The organism is Zafaria sp. Z1313 (assembly GCF_050563205.1).
Lineage (GTDB): Bacteria > Actinomycetota > Actinomycetes > Actinomycetales > Micrococcaceae > JAZDCJ01.
On sequence record NZ_JBNWUK010000006.1, the window covers coordinates 1 to 18579 of the forward strand.

Consider the following 18579-nt stretch of genomic DNA (forward strand, 5'->3'; position numbering starts at 1 on the left):
AGCCTTGATCCACCGACCGTCACGCTTGAGGTGGGACGTAATTAAGCACGAAATGCCCGTCTGACCGGGAAGAATGGGACTTGTTCAGGGTTCCGTTCCACCGCGATGAGAGGGCATCTCGTAGATGCAAGTTTCCCACACCCGGGCCGCACTGTCAGTTTCCTTCGACGAACCGAACCTCGTCGGTTCCGCGGGGTTGGTGCCGGTGATGGAACTGGCGCGAGAATCGGGCTTGCACTCACTGGCCGGCAGGCAGCTGACGGTGCCGACGGACAAGGGCGCCAATGCCGGGGCGAAGGTCGCGGCCTTGGTGGCTGGCATGTGTGCCGGCGCCGATTCGATCGACGATATGGCGGTACTGCGCCATGGGGCGATGAAGCGGGTCTTCAGTGCCTGTTATGCGCCCTCGACGTTGGGCTCGTTCCTGCGCGCCTTCACCTTCGGGCACGTCCGCCAGCTCGACGCGGTCGCCACCCGGCTCTTGGCGAACCTGGCCGACCGGGCCCCGCTACTGGGCGCTCCGGCAGACGGCGCAGGAGGATTCGTGTTCGTGGATGTGGACGACACGATCATCGAAGTCCACGGCTACGCCAAGCAGGGCTCCGGATACGGATACTCCGGAGTCCGCGGGCTCAATGCCCTGTTGGCCACCGCCAGCACCGAGACTACGGCCCCGGTGATCCTGGGCCAACGCCTGCGCCGCGGCGCGGTGGGCTCCCCACGCGGGGCCTCCCGGTTCGTCGCCGACGCACTGGCCACCCTGAAGCGAATGCCTCCGGCCGCCGGCACCCGGGTACTGGTTCGCGCCGATTCCGCCTTCTACGGACACCCCACCGTGGCTGCCGCGCTCACCGCGGGGGCCGATGTCTCCGTCACCGTGCGGATGGACAAAGCAGTCAAGAAGGCCATCGCCACCATCGACGAGCAGGCCTGGACCGGCATCAAGTACCCACAGGCGATCTACGACGAGGGCACCGACACCTGGACCTCGAAGGCCGAGGTCGCCGAGGTCCCCTTCACCGCCTTCACATCCCGGAAGAAGGCCGAGAGGATCCCCGGACGGCTGGTGGTGCGCCGGATTCCCGAGTTGAACCCCAAACACGGCGACGGGCAGCCGACCTTGTTCGACACCCACCGGTTCCATGCCTTCTTCACCACCACCGATCCCGAGGTCCTGGATACCGTGGCCGCCGACAAGGCCCACCGACAACACGCGATCATCGAGCAAGTCAACGCCGATCTCAAGGACAGCGCCCTGGCCCACCTGCCCTCCGGACACTTCTGGGCCAACAGCGCCTGGCTGGCCTGCGCGGTGATGGCCTACAACCTCACCCGTGCAGCCGGGATCCTCGCCGCCGGGACCTTCACCCGGGCCCGCACCGGCACTATCCGGGCCCGGCTGGTGAACCTGCCGGCCCGGATCGTCTCCAGCGCCCGCAGAATCCGGATACGCCTGCCCGAGTCCTGGCCCTGGCAGCAAGCCTTCGAACGACTCTTCACCGCCCGCCACCGGCCACCGCAGCCCGCATAGAAGCCATCCACCAGCCGACACCGGCGCGACAGAGGGAACCCACCGTGGAACACGACCGGCAGCGAGGCCGGCTACACGGTCATGCCAAAATCCCGCTCAAGGCTGCTTCAGAAATCCAGCCCCCGACTACATCGCCCGTCGGTGGATCGAGGCTAAGTGAATTACACGGGTGTGAGTTATTAACAGTGTGGATAAACCCTGTGGATGGTTCGTGCTCCGTGGTCAGGCGCCGAAGACGCGCGCGGGGACGGTCTGCCATCCCACCCACGTCAGGACCGTCAGCAGGACCGCGACGGCAGCGATGCCGGCCCATTGAACAGTGGCACGGTGCTTCCCCCGCGGCGCGTACGCCATGATCGCGGCGAGCGCCGCCCCGGTCGCCAGTCCGCCGACGTGGGCCTGCCACGAGACGTTGAGCCCCGGAATGAAGCCGATCACCAGGTTGATGCCGATGATCACGAGGATCGGCGTGAAGTTCCCCCCACGCGCCCGCATCACCACCAGCAGCGCGCCGAAGAGGCCGAAGACCGCACCGGAGGCGCCCACGACGCCGATCCTCGGGTCTTCGAGCATCAGCACGGCGACGGAACCGCCGAAGCCGGACAGGAGGTACAGCGCGAGGAAGCGGATCCGGCCCAGCATCGGCTCGAGCGCCTGGCCGATCACGAAGAGCGCGTACATGTTGAACGCGATGTGCATCAGGAAGCTCGTCGAGTGCAGGAACGTGGCGGTCAGCATCCTCCACGGCTCGCTGCCGGTGTAGACCCCCGCGTAGAGCAGGCGGTCGGAGAGCGTGGGCAGCAGGAACTGTCCCAGGAACACCACCGCGCACAGGACCATGAGCGTGTAGGTCACCACGGGCCTGCCGTCCCGGGCGCGGCCGCCGAGGGCGGTGCGCTGGGTCGGCATCCGCTTCCGCGCCTCGTCGACGCAGTCTGCGCACTGCACGCCGACGGCCGCAGGACGCTGGCATTCGGGGCAGGCGGGGCGCCCGCAGCGCTGGCAGCGGACGTAGGAGGGGCGGTCCGGGTGTCGGGGGCAGACGGGGACCTGGCCCGCTGGCTGCTGCTCGGGAAGGCCGTAGGCCATGGGATCTCCTGCAGTGGAATCGTCGGTGGTTAAACGGAAGGGGTCCTGCCGCAGGTTCCATGGTCCCTGCGGCAGAACCCGCCGTGTTGCGCGGCCCTGGCCGCGCCGTGACTAGGCCTCGTCGATGTCGATCGAGGTGACGACGACGTCCTCGAGCGGCTTGTCGCGGCCGTCGGTCGGGACGGAATTCAGCTCGGCGACCAGCTTGCGCGAGGCCTCGTCGGTCACGTCGCCGAAGATCGTGTGCTTGCCCTGCAGCCACGTCGTCGGAACGGTCGTGATGAAGAACTGCGAGCCGTTGGTCCCGCGGCCCATCTGGATGCCGGCGTTGGCCATGGCCAGCTTGTACGGCTGGGTGAAGTCGAGGTCCGGGTTGATCTCGTCGTCGAAGCGGTAGCCCGGGCCGCCGACGCCCTGGCCCAGCGGGTCCCCGCCCTGGATCATGAAGTCGCTGATGATGCGGTGGAAGATCGTCCCGTTGTAGAGCGGGGTCCCGGTCTTCTCCTCGCCCGTCTCCGGGTGCACCCATTGCTGCTCGCCGGTGGAGAGGCCGATGAAGTTCTTGACCGTCTTCGGGGCGTGGTTGCCGAAGAGATTGACCAGGATGTCGCCCCGGTTCGTGTGAATGGTGGCCTTGTGCGTGGGGATTGCAGTCATGCGCCCCATTCTTCCACGACGCCCCCGCCCGCCTTGCTGATCCGCTACGCGGACAGTGAACAACCGGGGAGCCCGGGCCGCATATGCCCCGGACGGAATAGCACGCCCGGGGGCCACGGCGTAGGCTAGGCCACGATGCTCCAACAAATCGGGAGGAACGTGTGAAGAAGACAGAACGCATTGCCCGCGACCTGGGAGAGACGGTCGGCAACGGAGTCGGCGAGGCCCGCGACTGGGCCGCACCCCGCGTGGAGGCAGCCGTCCAGTGGGCCGTTCCCCGTCTGGAGAAGGGGATCGAGACCGCTTCGCCGAAGATCCAGGAGGGCCTGCACCGGGCCGCCACGGAGATCGCCGACGGCGTCGCCCGCGTGACCCCGAAGATCCAGGAAGGCCTGGACAAGGTCGCTCCGAAGATCTCGCAGGTTGTCGACCAGGCATCGCCCAAGCTCCAGGAGACGCTCGACAAGGCGACGCCGGCCCTGCAGCATGCCCGCGACGTCGTGGTGAAGGACTACATCCCGGCCGCCAGCGCGAAGCTCGGCGAGGCCGCGGACTTCACCGCCCACAAGCTCGACTCCGCGCGCTTCCCGCTGCCGGTCCACCAGGCCGTCGCGAGCGTGACCGGTGACAAGAAGGCCCTCAAGCGCGCCCAGACGGCCGCCGCCGAGGCCGCCAAGCAGGCCTCGAAGCAGCTCAAGAAGGAGCAGGCCCGCAAGGGACGCAAGCGCGGACTGCTGATCTTCGGGATCATCGCGGCCGCTGCTGCGGCGGGCGTCGCCGCGTGGCGCGCCTCGAAGCCGGTCGAGGATCCGTGGAAGGCGCCGGCCCCGGTCGAGCCCGCCCCGGTCCCGTCCTCCTCGGCGGCCCCGACCTCCGCCACGGCCGATGTCCCCGCGGCGGATGCCGCCGCTGCCTCGGCGCCCGAGGCCCCGGAGACGGAGTCCACGGTCGAGGAGGTGCGCGCCCACCTTGAGGAGGCCGCCGCTCCGGAGGACGCCGGCGACGTCGACGCCGAGCTCGCGGCCGACGCTGCCGGGGAGGCCGAGGATGCCGCCCCGAAGCCCGGTCCCCGCGGCGGGCGCCGGGCCTCTTCGGAGGACACCGCCACGTAGCACCCCGGAGGCCGCCAAGCGGTGGTCCGGGAAGGGGAGGCCTGTTGGCGCGGGCCTCCCCTTCCGTGCGTCCGGGCGCTGGTAGATTGGCGCTGTGATTGAGGACCAACCCTTCGGCGGATCCGGGCCCTACAGGCCCGCCGTCTCGATCGTCATCCCCGCCTACAACGAGGAGAGCGTGATCAGGCAGTGCCTGGTCGCCGCGATCTACCAGACCGTACCCGCGCACGAGGTGATCGTGGTGGACAACATGTCCACGGACGCCACGGCGGCCATCGTGACGCAGATGCAGGCGGAGTACCCGGAGGCCCCGATCCGGCTCGTCTCCCAGGACCGTGAGCAGGGGCTGATCCCGACCCGCAACTTCGGCCTCGCCCAGGCGAGCGGCGAGGTCCTGGGCCGCATCGACGCGGATTCCGTCCTCGAACCGGATTGGGTGGAACAGGTCTCCTCCGCCTTTATGGACCCGGAGGTCATGGCGGCCACGGGACCGGTCGTCTACTACGACATGCCCATGCGCCGCTGGGGCCTGAAGGCGGACGACAAGATGCGCCAGCTGGTCCTCAAGGTCGCCTACAAGCAGTACCACTTCCTCTTCGGTTCCAACATGGCGCTGCGGGCCTCCGCTTGGGCCGAGATCGCGGGCGAGGTCTGCCGCGACGAGGCGGACGAGTTCCACGAGGACATCGACATCTCGCTGCACCTGGCGGACCACGACCTGCTGATCCGCTACGTCCCGGCCATGGTCTCGGGGATGTCGGCACGCCGTCTCGAGGACTCGCCGAAGGACTACCGGTACTACGTCACGCGGTTCGACCGCACGTACAAGGCCCACCAGATCAACAAGCAGGTCCTGAAGATCCCGATGCTGATCTTCATGTCGATCTACTACCCGGCGAAGATGCTGCGCTACCTCCACACGGCGCGCAGTTCGCAGCCGGTGCGCCGCGGCGGCATCTGAGCCGAGCGGCAGCGTGACGTCAGTCGGCGCCGAGCCCGGGTTCGGCGAGGACGACGCCGGGGCCACGGCGCCGCTGTCCCCGCACGACGGCCACGAGGCCCGCGAGGATGAGCACGAGCCCGCCGTAGGTTCCCGCGGGCAGCCGCTCGCCCAGGAAGCCGGCGGCCAGGAGCGCCGCGGCGGGGATCTCGAGCAGGATGATCGTGGACACGGTGAGCGGACCGAGGGCGTTGAGCAGGTGGTTGAAGACGCTGTGGCCGAGGAGCTGGGCGCAGACGGTGAGCGCGATGATCCCGAGCCAGCCCTCGGGCGGGAAGCCCCACAGCGGTTCGTCGAAGACGAGGCACAGGGCCAGGAGGATCAGGGCCGTGAGGACGTAGCAGAGTCCGGTGTACGCGCCGGTCGACATCGTCTCGCGGGCCTTGGACCCCGCGAGCGTGTAGGCGCCAGCGAGCGCCCCGCCGACGAGGGCGAGGAGGTCTCCCCGCAGGGCCTCGGCCGAGCCGCCGAGGTCGAATCCGGTGATGACGACGACGCCGATGAAGGCCACCCCGATGCCGATGCCCACGAGCGGCGGGAAGCGCACGCCGCGCAGCACCTGGAACAGGGCGATCCAGGCGGACTGGAGGCAGACGAGTGCGGTGGCGGCGGCGACGGACGTCATGCGGATCGACGTCGTGAAGCAGACGAAGTGCAGGGCCAGCGCGAGGGCGGCCGCCGCGCTCCAGCCCCATTCACGCCGCCCCGCCCTGAGCAGGGAGGCGGGACGGCGGACCAGGACGGGTGCGGCCATGACGACGCCGCCGATCGCGTTGCGCCAGAAGGCCATGGCCATCGGGGGCACGCTGGGTGTCGCGGCGATGAGCGGGCCGGACGCCCCGACGCCGAGGACGCCGATGGCCGCCAGGAGGAAGATCACCCCACCACTGTGCCACCGCCGCCGGGCGGCTGCGTCGTCGGACACGATCCGTGACGCTTCTTCCCGCTTCCCGGTGCTCCCGTGCTCCGGAACCCGGCGAGTCGCATCGACCCGCCATGCCACGCTCGGGAGAAATGGGCAGTTGTCCTCGCGGATTCGATCGGGATGCGCGAAGGGCCCCGGGCTGCTGCCCGGGGCCCTTCGTCGTCGGTGGAGGCAAGGGGACTCGAACCCCTAACCCCCTGCTTGCAAAGCAGGTGCGCTACCAATTGCGCCATGCCCCCGTACGGGGCTAGTCCACCGAATCGGTCGACCGGCTCCAGGTGGACTTCTCCACCTCGGCATCCTTCCACTTATTGTAGGTAGCGATGCCCACGAGCGCGGCCGCGAGGAACAGCAGTCGTTTCATGGGGATCCTCCCGGACCGTCAGTGGGGATTCCGTGGGCGTACCAGGACTTGAACCTGGGACCTCTTCGTTATCAGCGAAGCGCTCTAACCGCCTGAGCTATACGCCCTCACCGTCCCATCAGGACGAGATATGACTTTACCCGACGATTCCGCGGGAAAACAAATCGGCCGCCCCCCGTGCGGGGAGCGGCCGAGGCGTTCCGCGGTTCAGTCGTCGGTCAGCGTGATGCCGATGCCGCCGACGAGCGTCGAGGAGATGTTGTAGAGCACGGCCGAGAGCATCGACAGCGCCGTGAGCAGGACGACGTTCACGACCGCGATGATCGTCGCGAAGGAGGCCACCTGTCCGAGCGAGGCGAGCTCCTGGAGGTTGAAGCTGCTCTCGGTCCCGGCGACCTCGCGCAGCAGGTCGTTGACCCGGTCGAAGATGCCCGTGAGGTCCAGGACGGTCCAGAGCACGACGGCGGCGACGACGGTCACGATGCCGAGGGCCACGGAGAGCAGGAAGGACATCTTCAGCACGGACCAGGGATCGATCTTGCTGACGAGCAGGCGGGCCTTGCGGACCTTGGCCTTGGGCGCCGGGCGCACGAGCTGCTGGGGGCGCTGGGCCGGGCGCTGCCCCGCCGGACGCGGCTGTCCGGGGCGCTGCTGGGTTCCGGCGGGACGCTGTCCCTGCGCCGCCGGGCGCTGGCCGGACGGGGCCTGCCGCGGTGCGGCCGGACGGCCACCCGGCTGGGAGGCCGGGCGCTGCGCTCCCGGGCGCGGGGTGTTGGGGGTGCTCACGCATTACCTCCGTCATTCTCGGTGCCTTCGGTGCCGTGGCCGGCGTCGTCCGCGGCCTCCGCTGGGGATCCCGCGGTACCTGCCGGGGCTTCCTGCGACGGACCGCTGCCGACGGCGTCCCGGGCTTGATCTGCATCCAACGGTACTGCATCGTCCTCGGGCTCGGCCGCCAGGCCGCGTTCGGTGTTCCTCGCCACGGCGATGATCCGGTCCTTCTTGTCCGGCTTCGCGAAGATCACGCCCATGGTGTCGCGGCCCTTCGCCGGCACCTGGGTCACGGCGGAGCGGACCACCTTTCCGCCCTCCATGACGACGAGGACCTCGTCCTCCTCCTGCACGATCAGCGCGCCGACGAGGTGCCCCCGGTCCTCGGCGAACTTGCCGACCTTGATGCCGAGGCCGCCGCGTCCCTGCACGCGGTACTCCTCCACGGAGCTGCGCTTCGCATAGCCGCCGTCGGTGACGATGAAGGAGTAGGAGCCCTCGGTCACGACGTCGGCGCTGAGCAGTTCGTCGTCTCCGCGGAACTTCATGCCCGTCACGCCGCTCGTCGCGCGGCCCATCGGGCGCAGCGCCTCGTCGGTCGCGGTGAAGCGGACCGACTGGCCGTTGCGGGAGACCAGCATGAGGTCGTCCGTCTCGGAAACGAGCTGCGCCGAGACGAGCTCGTCGCCCTCGCGCAGGTTGATCGCGATGACACCGGCCGAGCGGTTGGTGTCGTAGTCCGCGAGCCGGGTCTTCTTGACGAGGCCGTTCTTGGTGGCGAGCACCAGGTACGGGGCCTGGTCGTAGCTGCGCAAATCCAGGACCTGGGCAATCGTCTCCCCGGGCTGGAAGGCCATGACGTTGGCCACGTGCTGGCCCTTGGAATCGCGGCTTCCCTCGGCGAGCTCGTAGCACTTGGTCCGGTACACGCGGCCGAGGTTGGTGAAGAAGAGCAGCCAGTTGTGGGTCGTCGTGACGAAGAAGTGCTCCACGACGTCGTCGCCGCGCAGCTGCGCGCCGCGGATGCCCTTGCCGCCCCGGTTCTGCGAACGGTAGTTGTCGCTGCGCGTGCGCTTGACGTAGCCGCCGCGGGTGATGGTGACGACCATCTCCTCTTCGGGGATCAGGTCCTCCATGGACATGTCGCCGTCGTAGCCCATGAGGATCCGGGTGCGGCGGTCGTCTCCGTGCTTGTCGACGATCTCCCCGAGCTCGTCGGAGATGATGCCGCGCTGCTTGACCGGATCGGCGAGGATCGTCTTGTATTCGGCGATCTCGAGCTCGAGCTTGGCGTGCTGGTCCTGGATCTTCTGCCGCTCGAGGGCGGCCAGGCGGCGCAGCTGCATGTCCAGGATGGCCTGGGCCTGCACGTCGTCGATGTCCAGGAGCTCCTTGAGCCCCTCGCGCGCGTCCTCGACCGTGGAGGAACGGCGGATGAGGGCGATGACCTCGTCGAGGGCGTCGAGCGCCTTGAGCAGGCCGCGCAGGATGTGGGCCTGCTCCTCGGCCTTGCGCAGGCGGAACCGCGTCCGGCGCACGATGACCTCGACCTGGTGCGCCACCCAGTGCCGGATGAAGGCGTCGAGGGACAGCGTGCGCGGCACGCCATCGACGAGCGCGAGCATGTTGGCGGAGAAGTTGGACTGCAGCTCGGTGTGCTTGTAGAGGTTGTTCAGCACGACCTTGGCGACGGCGTCGCGCTTGAGCACGATCACGAGGCGCTGGCCCGTGCGGCCCGAGGACTCGTCGCGCAGGTCGGCGATGCCCTGGATCCTGCCGTCCTTGACGAGGTCGGCGATCTTGATGGAGAGGTTGTCCGGGTTGGCCTGGTAGGGAAGCTCGGTGACCACGAGGCACGTGCGGCCCTGGAGCTCCTCGACGTTGACTACCGCGCGCATCGTGATGGAACCGCGGCCGGTCCGGTAGGCGTCCTCGATGCCCTTGTGGCCCAGGATCAGCGCGCCGGTCGGGAAGTCGGGTCCCTTCACGCGCTTGAGCAGCTCCTCGAGCAGCTCCTCGCGGCTGGCCTCGGGGTTCTCCAAGTACCACTGCACGCCGTCGGCGACCTCGCGCAGGTTGTGCGGCGGGATGTTCGTGGCCATGCCGACGGCGATGCCGGACGAGCCGTTGACCAGCAGGTTCGGGAACCGCGCCGGCAGGATCGTCGGCTCCTGGTTCTTGCCGTCGTAGTTGTCCTGGAAGTCGACCGTCTCCTCGTCGATGTCCCGGACCATTTCCATGGCCAGCTGGGCCATCTTGGTCTCGGTGTAGCGGGGAGCGGCCGCGCCGTCGTTTCCGGGGGAACCGAAGTTGCCCTGGCCGAGCGCCAGCGGGTAGCGCATGGTCCAGTCCTGGATGAGGCGGACCAGGGCGTCGTAGATCGCGCTGTCGCCGTGCGGGTGGTACTGGCCCATGACCTCGCCGACCACGCGGGCGCACTTGTTGTAGGAGCGGTCGGGGCGGTAGCCGCCGTCGTACATCGCGTAGATCACACGGCGGTGCACGGGCTTGAGGCCGTCGCGCACGTCCGGGAGGGCGCGTCCCACGATCACGGCCATCGCGTAGTCGAGGTAGGACCGCTGCATCTCGGTCTGCAGGTCGACCTGCTCGACGCGGTCGGTCACGCGGCCTTCGAGGGGCTGCTGCCCCGGGTCCTGCGGGGTCTCGGGCGTCTCGTCGCTCATCGGGTTCTTTCTCTCAATTCACAAAGTCTGCGTGGCTTCGGCGGGCGGTCCGGGCTAGATGTCCAGGAAGCGCACGTCCTTGGCGTTCTGCTGGATGAAGTTGCGGCGCGATTCGACGTCCTCGCCCATGAGCACGGAGAAGATCTGGTCCGCGGCCGCGGCGTCCTCCATGGTGACCTGGCGCAGCGTGCGGCGGTCGGGGTCCATCGTGGTGTCCCACAGCTCGGTGTAGTCCATCTCGCCGAGGCCCTTGTAGCGCTGGATGCCGTTGTCCTTGGGCAGGCGCTTGTTGGCCGCGGCGCCGGCGGTCAGGGCGGCGTCGCGCTCCTTGTCCGTGTACACGTAGTCGTGCGCCGCGTTGGACCACTTGATCCGGTACAGCGGCGGCTGGGCGAGGTAGACGTAGCCGTTCTCGATGAGGGGGCGCATGTAGCGGAACAGGAGGGTCAGCAGCAGGGTCGTGATGTGCTGGCCGTCCACGTCGGCATCGGCCATGAGGACGATCTTGTGGTACCGCAGCTTGGCCATGTCGAATTCCTCGCCGATGCCCGTGCCGAACGCGGTGATCATCGACTGCACCTCGGCGTTGCCGAGCGCCTTGTCGAGGCGGGCGCGCTCGACGTTGAGGATCTTGCCGCGCAGGGGGAGGATCGCCTGCGTGCGGGGGTCGCGGCCGCGCTTGGCGGAACCGCCCGCGGAGTCGCCCTCCACCATGTAGACCTCGCACTCGACCGGGTTCTTCGAGGAGCAGTCCGCGAGCTTGCCGGGCATGCCGAAGGACTCCAGCGGCGACTTGCGGCGGGCGTTGTCGCGGGCCTTGCGGGCCGCGAGCCGGGCCTGGGCCGCGAAGAGCGCCTTGCGGATGATGTCCTTCGCCGTGTTCGGGTTGCGCTCGAGCCAGTCGCCGAGCTCCTCGTTGACGACTCCCTGCACGAAGCCCTTGGCGACCGAGTTGCCGAGCTTGGTCTTCGTCTGGCCCTCGAACTGGGGCTCGCCGAGCTTGACGGAGATGACGGCCGTGAGGCCCTCGCGGATGTCGTCGCCCGTGAGGTTCTCGTCCTTCTCCTTGAGGATGCCCTTGTCCTTGGCATAGCGGTTGATGAGCGAGGTCATCGCCGCGCGGAAGCCCTCCTCGTGGGTGCCGCCTTCGTGCGTGTTGATGGTGTTCGCGTAGGTGTGCACGGACTCGGAGTAGGCCGTGGTCCACTGCATCGCGATCTCGACGGAGATCTTCTTGTCCTCGTCCTCGGACTCGAAGGCGATGACGTCCTCGTGGACGAGCTCCACCTTCTTGGACGCGTTGAGGTGCTTGACGTAGTCCAGCAGGCCGTCCTTGTAGAGGTAGTCCACGACGCGGTGCTTCGGCTCGGCCGCCTCCTCGGCGCCCTCCTCCGACTCCTCGGCGATCTCCTCGCCGGCTTCCTCGAGGACCCGCTCGTCCGTGAGCGTGATGCGCAGGCCCTTGTTGAGGAAGGCCATCTGCTGGAAGCGGGCGCGCAGCGTCTCGAAGTCGAAGTCGATCGTGTCGAAGATCTCCGGGTCCGGGTAGAACGTCTGCGTCGTGCCCGTCTCAGCGGTCGCCGGGCCCTGGACGAGCTCGCCCTGCGGCACGCCGCCGTTGGCGAAGCCCATGCTCCACACGTGGCCCTGCCGGCGGACCTCGGTGTCGACGCGCACGGAGAGCGCGTTCACGACGGAGATGCCGACGCCGTGGAGGCCGCCGGAGACCGCGTAGCCGCCGCCGCCGAACTTGCCGCCGGCGTGCAGGATGGTCATGACGACCTCGACCGTGGGCTTGCCCTCGGTGGGGTGGATGTCCACGGGAATGCCGCGGCCATTGTCCACGACGCGGACGCCGCCGTCCTCGCGGAGGGTGACCTTGATGTGGTCGCAATAGCCGGCGAGGGCCTCGTCGACGGAGTTGTCGACGACCTCGTAGACCAGGTGGTGCAAGCCGCGCGCGCCGGTGGAGCCGATGTACATGCCGGGACGCTTGCGGACCGCCTCGAGCCCCTCGAGCACGGTGATGGCGCTCGCGCCGTACTCGTTGGTCACCTTGCGGTTGCCGTTGGCCATCCGCTCGTCGTCGCCGGTGGCCTCCGGCGCCTCCGCGGCGGTGTCGGAGGATCCTGCCCCGGTGTCTGCCGCGTCGTCGGACGGATCGTTCGGGGTGGTGTTCTCAGTATCCACAGGCGCTGCAGACTCCTTGTCCAGGGACGGCGGGCCGCCGCCGCTCGGCGGAGACCACATGAACCGGCGTCTCACCCTCACGGCGAGACGCCACGTCTACGATTCTACCGCTTAAGCCCCGCCGGAGCGCGTCGATTCGGCCCCGAACACCACCCATTAGCCAAAAATGCCGCTCAGGACGCGTTGGACACCCCCTCCACGAGGGTCTCCACACCCGCTAGCCCCACGGGCCGCTAGGGCGCGTCCCTGTCGAAGTCCTGTCACATGGAACCGCGGTCCGCCCCGGCGACCCGTCCGGCTCATCCGTAGGTGTCGCGCGGTCCGCGCCCGGCAATGCGCCGGCGCCCCTTCTGCCAGCTGGGCGCCGAGGGTCCCAGCACCTGGATCACGGTGACGACGCCGGGGCCCAGCTTCTCGTCGAACGTCTTCAGGAGACTGTTGCTGAGCAGGCGGAGCTGGGTCGCCCACGCGGTCGAGTCGCAGCGCACGACGACGGTGGTCCCCTCGAAGCTCTCGGGCCGGCAGTGCGCGGCGACCTGGCCTCCCACGAGCGCGTCCCATTCCGTCAGGACGGAGCCGACGGCGACGGGGGAGGACCATCCGCGGTCGCGGAGCATGCGCTCGAACACGGTGCCGATCCCCTGGGGATCGCGCCCGTCGTCGTACTCAATGCCCCGCGGTCCGGCCCTCCGGGCGGCCCGGTCGGCGGCGCGGCGTTCCCCCGCACGCTGGGCGCGGGCCGCGTCCATCCGCACCTCGCCGCGGCGGGCTGCCGCCTCGCGCATCCTGTTCACCATGGCCCGGGCGGCGTCCAGCTCCGCCACCTCGTCCGGCTCGAAGGCCTGGCCACGGCCCGCGGCGGGGCCCGGCCTGACCGGCGGCAGCAGCGGCTCCGGTGCGTCGCGGTCCGGGTCGTCCCGGGGCCGGTCCCAGCCGTCGCGCGCCGCGCTCATGAGGACCCCGGTTCCCCGTCGCCCGGAACCACGGCGTCGTCGAGGGCCACGTCGCCGTCCGTGACCGCGCCGTGGTCCGATCGATCGGCGTCGCCCGGATCCGCGGGACCGGTCGCGGCCGTGCCGACCCCGCCGAGCGGGACACCGGCCGCTTCGGCCGGGATCCCGATGCTTCCCGGTGCGACGGCGAAGACCCGCCCGCCGAGGGAAGCGGGCACGTCGGAGGCGACGGCGGCCGTGACGATGACCTGCTCGGCGTCGGCGACGAGCGCGGCGAGCCGGGCCCGGCGGCCCGTGTCGAGCTCGGCGAAGACGTCGTCGAGGATGAGGACCGGTCCGGCCCCTTCCCGGGGATCGTCCTCGAGCAGCGCGCGGTAGGACGCCAGGCGCAGCGCGAGCGCGAGGGACCACGTCTCGCCGTGGGACGCGTAGCCCTTCGCCGGAGCCCCTCCCAGCGTCAGGTGCAGCTCGTCGCGGTGCGGACCGACCAGCGTCAGCCCCCGGTCCAGCTCGCGCTGGCGCTGCGCCACGAGCTCGGCGAGGAAGCGCTCGGCCAGCCCGGCCGTCGTCGCCCGGGCGAGTTCCGCACCGGCGCCGTCGTCCCCGGCCGGGGCCCCGTCGTCGTCCACCTCGCCCGTGATGCTCGAGCGGTAGAGGGCGCCGACGTCCTTGGACCCGTCCGTGATCCCCGCATAGGCGCCGTCGAGGTGCGGTGCCAGGCGTTCAAGCGTGTCCAAGCGGCCGCGCAGGAGGCGTGCACCGGCCTCGGCGAGGTGCTGGTCCCACACCTCGAGCGTCGCCTCGTGCGCCGAGGTGAAGCGCCCCGCGGCCCGGGCGGACTTGAGCAGGGCGTTGCGCTGCTTGAGCACCCGCTCGTAGTCGCCCCGCGTCGCGGCCTGGTGCGGCTGCAACAGCACGAGCAACTCGTCGAGGAAGCGCCGGCGGCTCCCGGGATCGCCCTTGACGAGGGCCAGGTCCTCGGGGGCGAACAACACCGTCCGGATGATCCCCGCGGCGTCCTTGGCCCGGACGGGATTGGCCCGGTTGATGCGGGCCCGGTTGGCCTTGCCCGCCGTGATCTCCAGCTCGACGGCGGTGGCCTGCGTCCCGCGGACCGCGCGGGCGCGCACGATCGCCCGCTCAGCGCCGAAGCGGATCAGCGCCGCATCGGTGGAGACGCGGTGGGAGGAAAGGGTCGCGAGGTAGCCGATGGCCTCGGCGACGTTGGTCTTGCCGACCCCGTTGGGCCCGAGCAACACCGTGGTGCCCGGCGAGAGCTCGAGGTTGGCCTGCGCGTAGCTGCGGAAATCGGTCAGCGAGACATGGGAGACGTACACGGCGGAACGCCCCCGTTCACTCGCCCGGGCGCTTGACGGCGTGGCCGCCGAACTGCTGGCGCAGGGCGGCGACGGCCTTCATCGCCGGGGAGTCGTCCTGCCGGGAGGCGAAGCGCGCGAACACGGATGCGGTGATCGCCGGCGCCGGGACCCCGTTGGCGATCGCTTCCTCCACGGTCCAGCGGCCTTCGCCCGAGTCCTCGACGTATCCGGCGATCCGGGACAGCTCCGGGTCCTGGCGCAGCGCCTCGACCATGAGGTCCAGGAGCCAGGAGCGGATCACGGTGCCCTTCTGCCATGCGGCGAACGTCCCGGGGACGTCGCGGATGATGTCCTTGGCCGCGAGCAACTCATAGCCCTCGGCGTAGGACTGCATGAGGCCGTACTCGATGCCGTTGTGGACCATCTTGGCGTAGTGTCCCGCGCCGGCTGCCCCGACGTGGACGAAGCTGTCCGCCCGCTCGCCCTGGGGACGCAGCGCGTCGAAGACGGGCAGGAGTTCCTCGACGTCCGCCTCCGCGCCGCCGACCATGAGCCCGTAGCCGTTCTCGAGGCCCCACACCCCGCCCGAGACGCCGCAGTCGACGAACCGGATGCCGCGGCCGGCCAGCTGTTCCGCATGGCGCTGGTCGTCGCTGAAACGGGTGTTGCCGCCGTCGATCACGAGATCCCCGGTCGACAATCGCGAGGCGAGGTCGTCCACGACCGAATCCGTGACGGCGCCGGCCGGCACCATGATCCAGACGATCCGCGGCGACGGCAGCGCGGCGATGAGCGCGTCGAGGTCGGCGACGTCAGAGACCTCCGGGTTGCGGTCGTAGCCCGTGACGTCGACACCTCCCCGGCGCAGGCGTTCGCGCATGTTGAAGCCCATCTTGCCGAGACCGATGAGTCCGATGTGCACGTTGTCCTCCTGGGTGGGGTCCTGGGATGGGGCCGCCGTACGGGGATCGCCGGCGGCGGCTCTCCAGCTAGGCGCCGGTGGGCAGCCGGACCGGCATGACGAGGTAGCGGTAGTCCACCTCGTCCTCGCCGTCGATCGTCTTCTGCGCCGTCATCATGGCCGGCTTGGGGGCCGAGGTGAAGGAGAACCGCACGAACTCGCTGTCGAAGGCGTTCAGGCCCTCGCTCAGGTAGGCCGGGTTGAACGCGACGGTGATCTCCTCGCCGTCGAGGTGCGTCTCCAGGGCTTCCTCGGCCTGCGCGTCCTCTCCCGTGCCGGCGTCGAGCGCGAGCTGCCCGTCCGTGAAGGCGAGGCGGACCGGGGTATTGCGTTCCGCGACGACCGCGACGCGCCGGACGGCCTCCACGAGCTCGCTCGTGTTCACGGTCGCGTGGATCGGAGTGCTCTCGGGGAAGAGCGAGCGGATCTTCGGGTAGTCCCCGTCCACGAGCAGCGAGGTGGTGCGGCGGTTGCCGCTCTCGAAGCCGATCAGGTCGCTGTCCTCGCCCAGGGCGATCCTGAGCTCGCCGGATCCGCCCAGGGTCTTCGCGACCTCGTTGAGCGTGCGGGCCTTGACGAGCGCGGAGGTGGAGAGTCCCGGAACGGTGGGCTTCCAGGAGACCTCGCGCATCGCCAGGCGATAGCGGTCGGTGGCGAGGAACGTGATGAGGTCGTCCTCGATCTCCATCTTGACGCCGGTGAGGATCGGCAGGGTGTCGTCCTTCGACGCGGCGACGATCACCTGGCTCACGGCCTGGGCGAAGGCCTCGCCGTCCACGACCCCGGCCAGTTCCGGCAGCACCGGGAGCTCGGGGTAGTCGCCGACCGGCATGGTGGCGAGGTGGAAGCGGCTGCGTCCGCAGCTGACGGTGACCTTGGTTCCCTCGGTCTCGATGGTCACCCGCGCCTGGGGCAGGCTGCGCGAGATCTCCGCGAGGAGCTTGCCCGAGACGAGGACGGAGCCCTCTTCCGTGGTGTCCGCGGGAATCTCGATCCTGGCCGAGATCTCGTAGTCGAAGCCGGCGAGGGCGACGATCCCGTTGCCGGCGGTGATCAGGATCCCCGAGAGGACCGGTGACGGCGGACGCTGGGACAGTGAACGGGCGGTCCAGGAAACGGCTTCCGCAAGGACGTCCCTTTCGACGCTGAACTTCACCTAGTGTTCCGCCTTTCACAGCCATGGAGCGACAAGTATTCGGTGCAAGCTTAGCCCCTAGGCGCCAGGGCACCGCACCGGATCGTCCGCATCGGTGGATGGCGTTCATCCGGGGAACGGGGTCGTTCGGCAGGGAGGGGACTTGTTATCTGGATTCTTCGAAAAAGGGGGATTCGTAGTGTTAATAACTGCTGTGGATACTGTGGATAACCCGCCTGCGCCGTGCGGCGTCCCGGATCTGCCCTGTTGACAAGGTGTTGGGTCGGCTCCGGTGAACTACAGGATCCCGGTGGATAGAAATCCGCGTCGTTTAAGGGATCCACAGGAGGGGGTGGGGTTATGCGCAGGCCGACCCGTCTCGTCCACTTAAGAATCCACAGAATTATCCACAGCTGTGGCTTTCGGCACGATGGGGCTCCACGCACCGTTCCCGTGGGGTGGTCAGCCGTCGCGCTGCTGCTGCTTGATCCGGTTCGTGAGCTCCGTGACCTGGTTGAAGATCGCCCGGCGTTCGGCCATGAGCTCGCGGATCTTGCGGTCCGCGTGGATCACGGTGGTGTGGTCCCGGCCGCCGAGGATCTGCCCGATCTTCGGCAGGGACATGTCCGTCAGCTCGCGCAGCAGGTACATCGCGATCTGCCGCGCGGTGACGAGCGTCCGGGTCCGGGACTTGCTGTTGAGCTCCTCGATGCTGAGGTTGAAGTAGTCCGCGGTCTGGGCGATGATCGCCTGCGGCGTGATCTCCTGGGCGCCCTCGTCCGTGATGAGGTCCTTCAGCACCTGCTCCGCCAAGGCCATGTCGACTCCCTGGCTGTTGAGCGAGGCGAACGCCGTGACGCGGATCAGCGCGCCCTCGAGCTCGCGGATGTTGGTGGAGATCTTCGACGCGATGTATTCCATGACGTCGTCCGGCGCGGACAGGCCCTCCGCCGTCGCCTTCTTGCGCAGGATCGCGATCCGCGTCTCCAGTTCCGGCGGCTGGATGTCCGTCAGCAGGCCCCATTCGAAGCGCGACCGCATCCGGTCCTCGAAGCCGGCGAGCTGCTTCGGCGGCAGGTCGGATGTGATGACGACCTGCTTGTTGTGGTTGTGCAGGGCGTTGAAGGTGTGGAAGAACTCCTCTTGCGTCGCGTCCTTGTTCGCGAGGAACTGGATGTCGTCGATGAGCAGGATGTCGACGTTGCGGTAGGTCTGCTTGAAGCTCGCGCCCTCGTCGTCGCGGATCGAGTTGATGAAGTCGTTCGTGAACTCCTCGGAGTTCACGTAGCGGACGCGGATCCCGTTGTAGAGGTGGCGCGCGTAGTGGCCGATCGCGTGCAGCAGGTGCGTCTTGCCCAGGCCGGAGTCCCCGTAGATGAAGAGCGGGTTGTAGGCCTTGGCGGGCGCCTCGGCGACGGCGACCGCAGCGGCATGGGCGAAGCGGTTCGACGCGCCGATGACGAAGGTGTCGAAGATGTACTTCGGGTTCAAGCGACCGAACTCCTGGGAGTTCGACGGCGGCGTCGGCTGCGGTCGCGTGCCGGGGACCCGGTCCTTGCGGATCGGCTGCTCCTCGGGTTCGGGCTCGGGTGCCGGCTCGGGAACCAGATCGGCGTCGATGCTGAACGCGCACAGGATGTCGTCCTGGAAGACCTGGCGCAGCGCGTCATCGAGGGGCGCCTTGAGCTGGGTCTGCATGACCTCGCGGGTCAACTCGTTGGGCACGGCGAGCAGCAGGGTCGTTCCGATGAGCCCGAGGGGATGGGCCAGCACGACGAATCCGCGCTGGCGCGGCGTGACGCGGTCGTCCTGCTCGAGGTTGCGGACCACCTGGCGCCAGGCGCTGCCCACGCTGTTCGACTCGTCGGTACTCACGGATGCGGCCCCT

The 18579-nt window shown here is 69.0% G+C and carries 15 protein-coding genes and 2 tRNA genes; 3 read left to right on the plus strand and 14 right to left on the minus strand.

The features are described from left to right. The first annotated feature begins 124 nt into the window (after nucleotides 1-124). On the plus strand, nucleotides 125-1531 hold the full coding sequence (locus ACQ3I4_RS07670; protein ID WP_430632959.1) for an IS1380 family transposase: 1407 nt from the start codon (nucleotides 125-127) through the stop codon (nucleotides 1529-1531). 222 nt (nucleotides 1532-1753) lie between these two features. On the opposite strand, the gene ACQ3I4_RS07675 is transcribed toward ACQ3I4_RS07670, so the two are convergent. Then, nucleotides 1754-2620 carry a rhomboid family intramembrane serine protease gene (locus ACQ3I4_RS07675; RefSeq protein ID WP_329861978.1) on the minus strand — a complete coding sequence of 289 codons (867 nt, stop codon included), beginning with the start codon at nucleotides 2618-2620 and terminating at the stop codon, nucleotides 1754-1756. A 111-nt stretch (nucleotides 2621-2731) separates the two neighbouring features. Next, nucleotides 2732-3277 (minus strand): peptidylprolyl isomerase, encoded by a 546-nt coding sequence (locus ACQ3I4_RS07680; protein ID WP_329861979.1) that lies wholly within the window; start codon nucleotides 3275-3277, stop codon nucleotides 2732-2734. 161 nt (nucleotides 3278-3438) lie between these two features. Between ACQ3I4_RS07680 and ACQ3I4_RS07685 the strand changes: the two genes are divergently transcribed. Together ACQ3I4_RS07685 and ACQ3I4_RS07690 are read left to right on the plus strand one after the other, a co-directional pair. Next, nucleotides 3439-4389 carry a hypothetical protein gene (locus ACQ3I4_RS07685; RefSeq protein WP_329861980.1) on the plus strand — a complete coding sequence of 317 codons (951 nt, stop codon included), beginning with the start codon at nucleotides 3439-3441 and terminating at the stop codon, nucleotides 4387-4389. A 94-nt stretch (nucleotides 4390-4483) separates the two neighbouring features. Next, nucleotides 4484-5350, plus strand: a complete 867-nt coding sequence (locus tag ACQ3I4_RS07690) for a glycosyltransferase (RefSeq protein WP_329861981.1) — start codon at nucleotides 4484-4486, stop codon at nucleotides 5348-5350. Nucleotides 5351-5369: 19 nt separating this feature from the next. On the opposite strand, the gene ACQ3I4_RS07695 is transcribed toward ACQ3I4_RS07690, so the two are convergent. From ACQ3I4_RS07695 to dnaA, 12 genes are all read right to left on the minus strand, one after another. Then, nucleotides 5370-6269, minus strand: coding sequence for a DMT family transporter (locus ACQ3I4_RS07695; RefSeq protein WP_329862017.1), 900 nt, complete (start codon nucleotides 6267-6269; stop codon nucleotides 5370-5372). Between the two features lie 211 nt (nucleotides 6270-6480). Continuing rightward, a tRNA-Ala gene (locus tag ACQ3I4_RS07700) sits at nucleotides 6481-6553 on the minus strand. 8 nt (nucleotides 6554-6561) lie between these two features. Next, entirely contained in the window at nucleotides 6562-6678 is a 117-nt protein-coding gene (locus tag ACQ3I4_RS07705; protein WP_329861982.1) for a DLW-39 family protein, read from the minus strand. Between the two features lie 33 nt (nucleotides 6679-6711). Further along, nucleotides 6712-6785: transfer RNA gene (locus ACQ3I4_RS07710), tRNA-Ile, on the minus strand. A gap of 100 nt (nucleotides 6786-6885) precedes the next feature. Next, nucleotides 6886-7464: a DUF3566 domain-containing protein gene (locus ACQ3I4_RS07715; protein WP_329861983.1), complete on the minus strand. Its 579-nt coding sequence runs from the start codon at nucleotides 7462-7464 to the stop codon at nucleotides 6886-6888. After that, nucleotides 7461-10133 carry a DNA gyrase subunit A gene (gene gyrA, locus ACQ3I4_RS07720; RefSeq protein ID WP_430633248.1) on the minus strand — a complete coding sequence of 891 codons (2673 nt, stop codon included), beginning with the start codon at nucleotides 10131-10133 and terminating at the stop codon, nucleotides 7461-7463. Before gyrA ends, ACQ3I4_RS07715 begins: the two co-directional genes overlap by 4 nt. A 54-nt stretch (nucleotides 10134-10187) precedes the next feature. After that, a complete protein-coding gene (gene gyrB / locus ACQ3I4_RS07725; protein ID WP_329862018.1) occupies nucleotides 10188-12209 on the minus strand; it encodes a DNA topoisomerase (ATP-hydrolyzing) subunit B in 2022 nt (673 codons plus the stop codon). Nucleotides 12210-12622: 413 nt separating this feature from the next. After that, nucleotides 12623-13276: a DUF721 domain-containing protein gene (locus ACQ3I4_RS07730; protein ID WP_430633249.1), complete on the minus strand. Its 654-nt coding sequence runs from the start codon at nucleotides 13274-13276 to the stop codon at nucleotides 12623-12625. After that, nucleotides 13273-14613 carry a DNA replication/repair protein RecF gene (gene recF / locus ACQ3I4_RS07735; RefSeq protein WP_430633250.1) on the minus strand — a complete coding sequence of 447 codons (1341 nt, stop codon included), beginning with the start codon at nucleotides 14611-14613 and terminating at the stop codon, nucleotides 13273-13275. Before recF ends, ACQ3I4_RS07730 begins: the two co-directional genes overlap by 4 nt. Nucleotides 14614-14629: 16 nt before the next feature. Beyond that, nucleotides 14630-15517 carry a phosphogluconate dehydrogenase (NAD(+)-dependent, decarboxylating) gene (gene gnd, locus ACQ3I4_RS07740; RefSeq protein WP_329861986.1) on the minus strand — a complete coding sequence of 296 codons (888 nt, stop codon included), beginning with the start codon at nucleotides 15515-15517 and terminating at the stop codon, nucleotides 14630-14632. A 67-nt stretch (nucleotides 15518-15584) separates the two neighbouring features. Further along, nucleotides 15585-16712: a DNA polymerase III subunit beta gene (gene dnaN / locus ACQ3I4_RS07745; protein WP_430633251.1), complete on the minus strand. Its 1128-nt coding sequence runs from the start codon at nucleotides 16710-16712 to the stop codon at nucleotides 15585-15587. Nucleotides 16713-17153: 441 nt separating this feature from the next. Next, nucleotides 17154-18566: a chromosomal replication initiator protein DnaA gene (gene dnaA / locus ACQ3I4_RS07750; RefSeq protein ID WP_329861988.1), complete on the minus strand. Its 1413-nt coding sequence runs from the start codon at nucleotides 18564-18566 to the stop codon at nucleotides 17154-17156. Nucleotides 18567-18579 lie beyond the last annotated feature (13 nt).

Excerpts from the sequence above, each read along its gene's own strand:
- ACQ3I4_RS07670 (WP_430632959.1), top strand. The coding sequence starts at position 125 with ATGCAAGTTTCCCACACCCGGGCCGCACTGTCAGTTTCCTTCGACGAA.
- ACQ3I4_RS07730 (WP_430633249.1), bottom strand. The coding sequence starts at position 13,276 with ATGAGCGCGGCGCGCGACGGCTGGGACCGGCCCCGGGACGACCCGGAC.
- ACQ3I4_RS07705 (WP_329861982.1), bottom strand. The coding sequence starts at position 6,678 with ATGAAACGACTGCTGTTCCTCGCGGCCGCGCTCGTGGGCATCGCTACC.
- ACQ3I4_RS07675 (WP_329861978.1), bottom strand. The coding sequence starts at position 2,620 with ATGGCCTACGGCCTTCCCGAGCAGCAGCCAGCGGGCCAGGTCCCCGTC.
- gyrB (WP_329862018.1), bottom strand. The coding sequence starts at position 12,209 with ATGGCCAACGGCAACCGCAAGGTGACCAACGAGTACGGCGCGAGCGCC.
- ACQ3I4_RS07680 (WP_329861979.1), bottom strand. The coding sequence starts at position 3,277 with ATGACTGCAATCCCCACGCACAAGGCCACCATTCACACGAACCGGGGC.
- gyrA (WP_430633248.1), bottom strand. The coding sequence starts at position 10,133 with ATGAGCGACGAGACGCCCGAGACCCCGCAGGACCCGGGGCAGCAGCCC.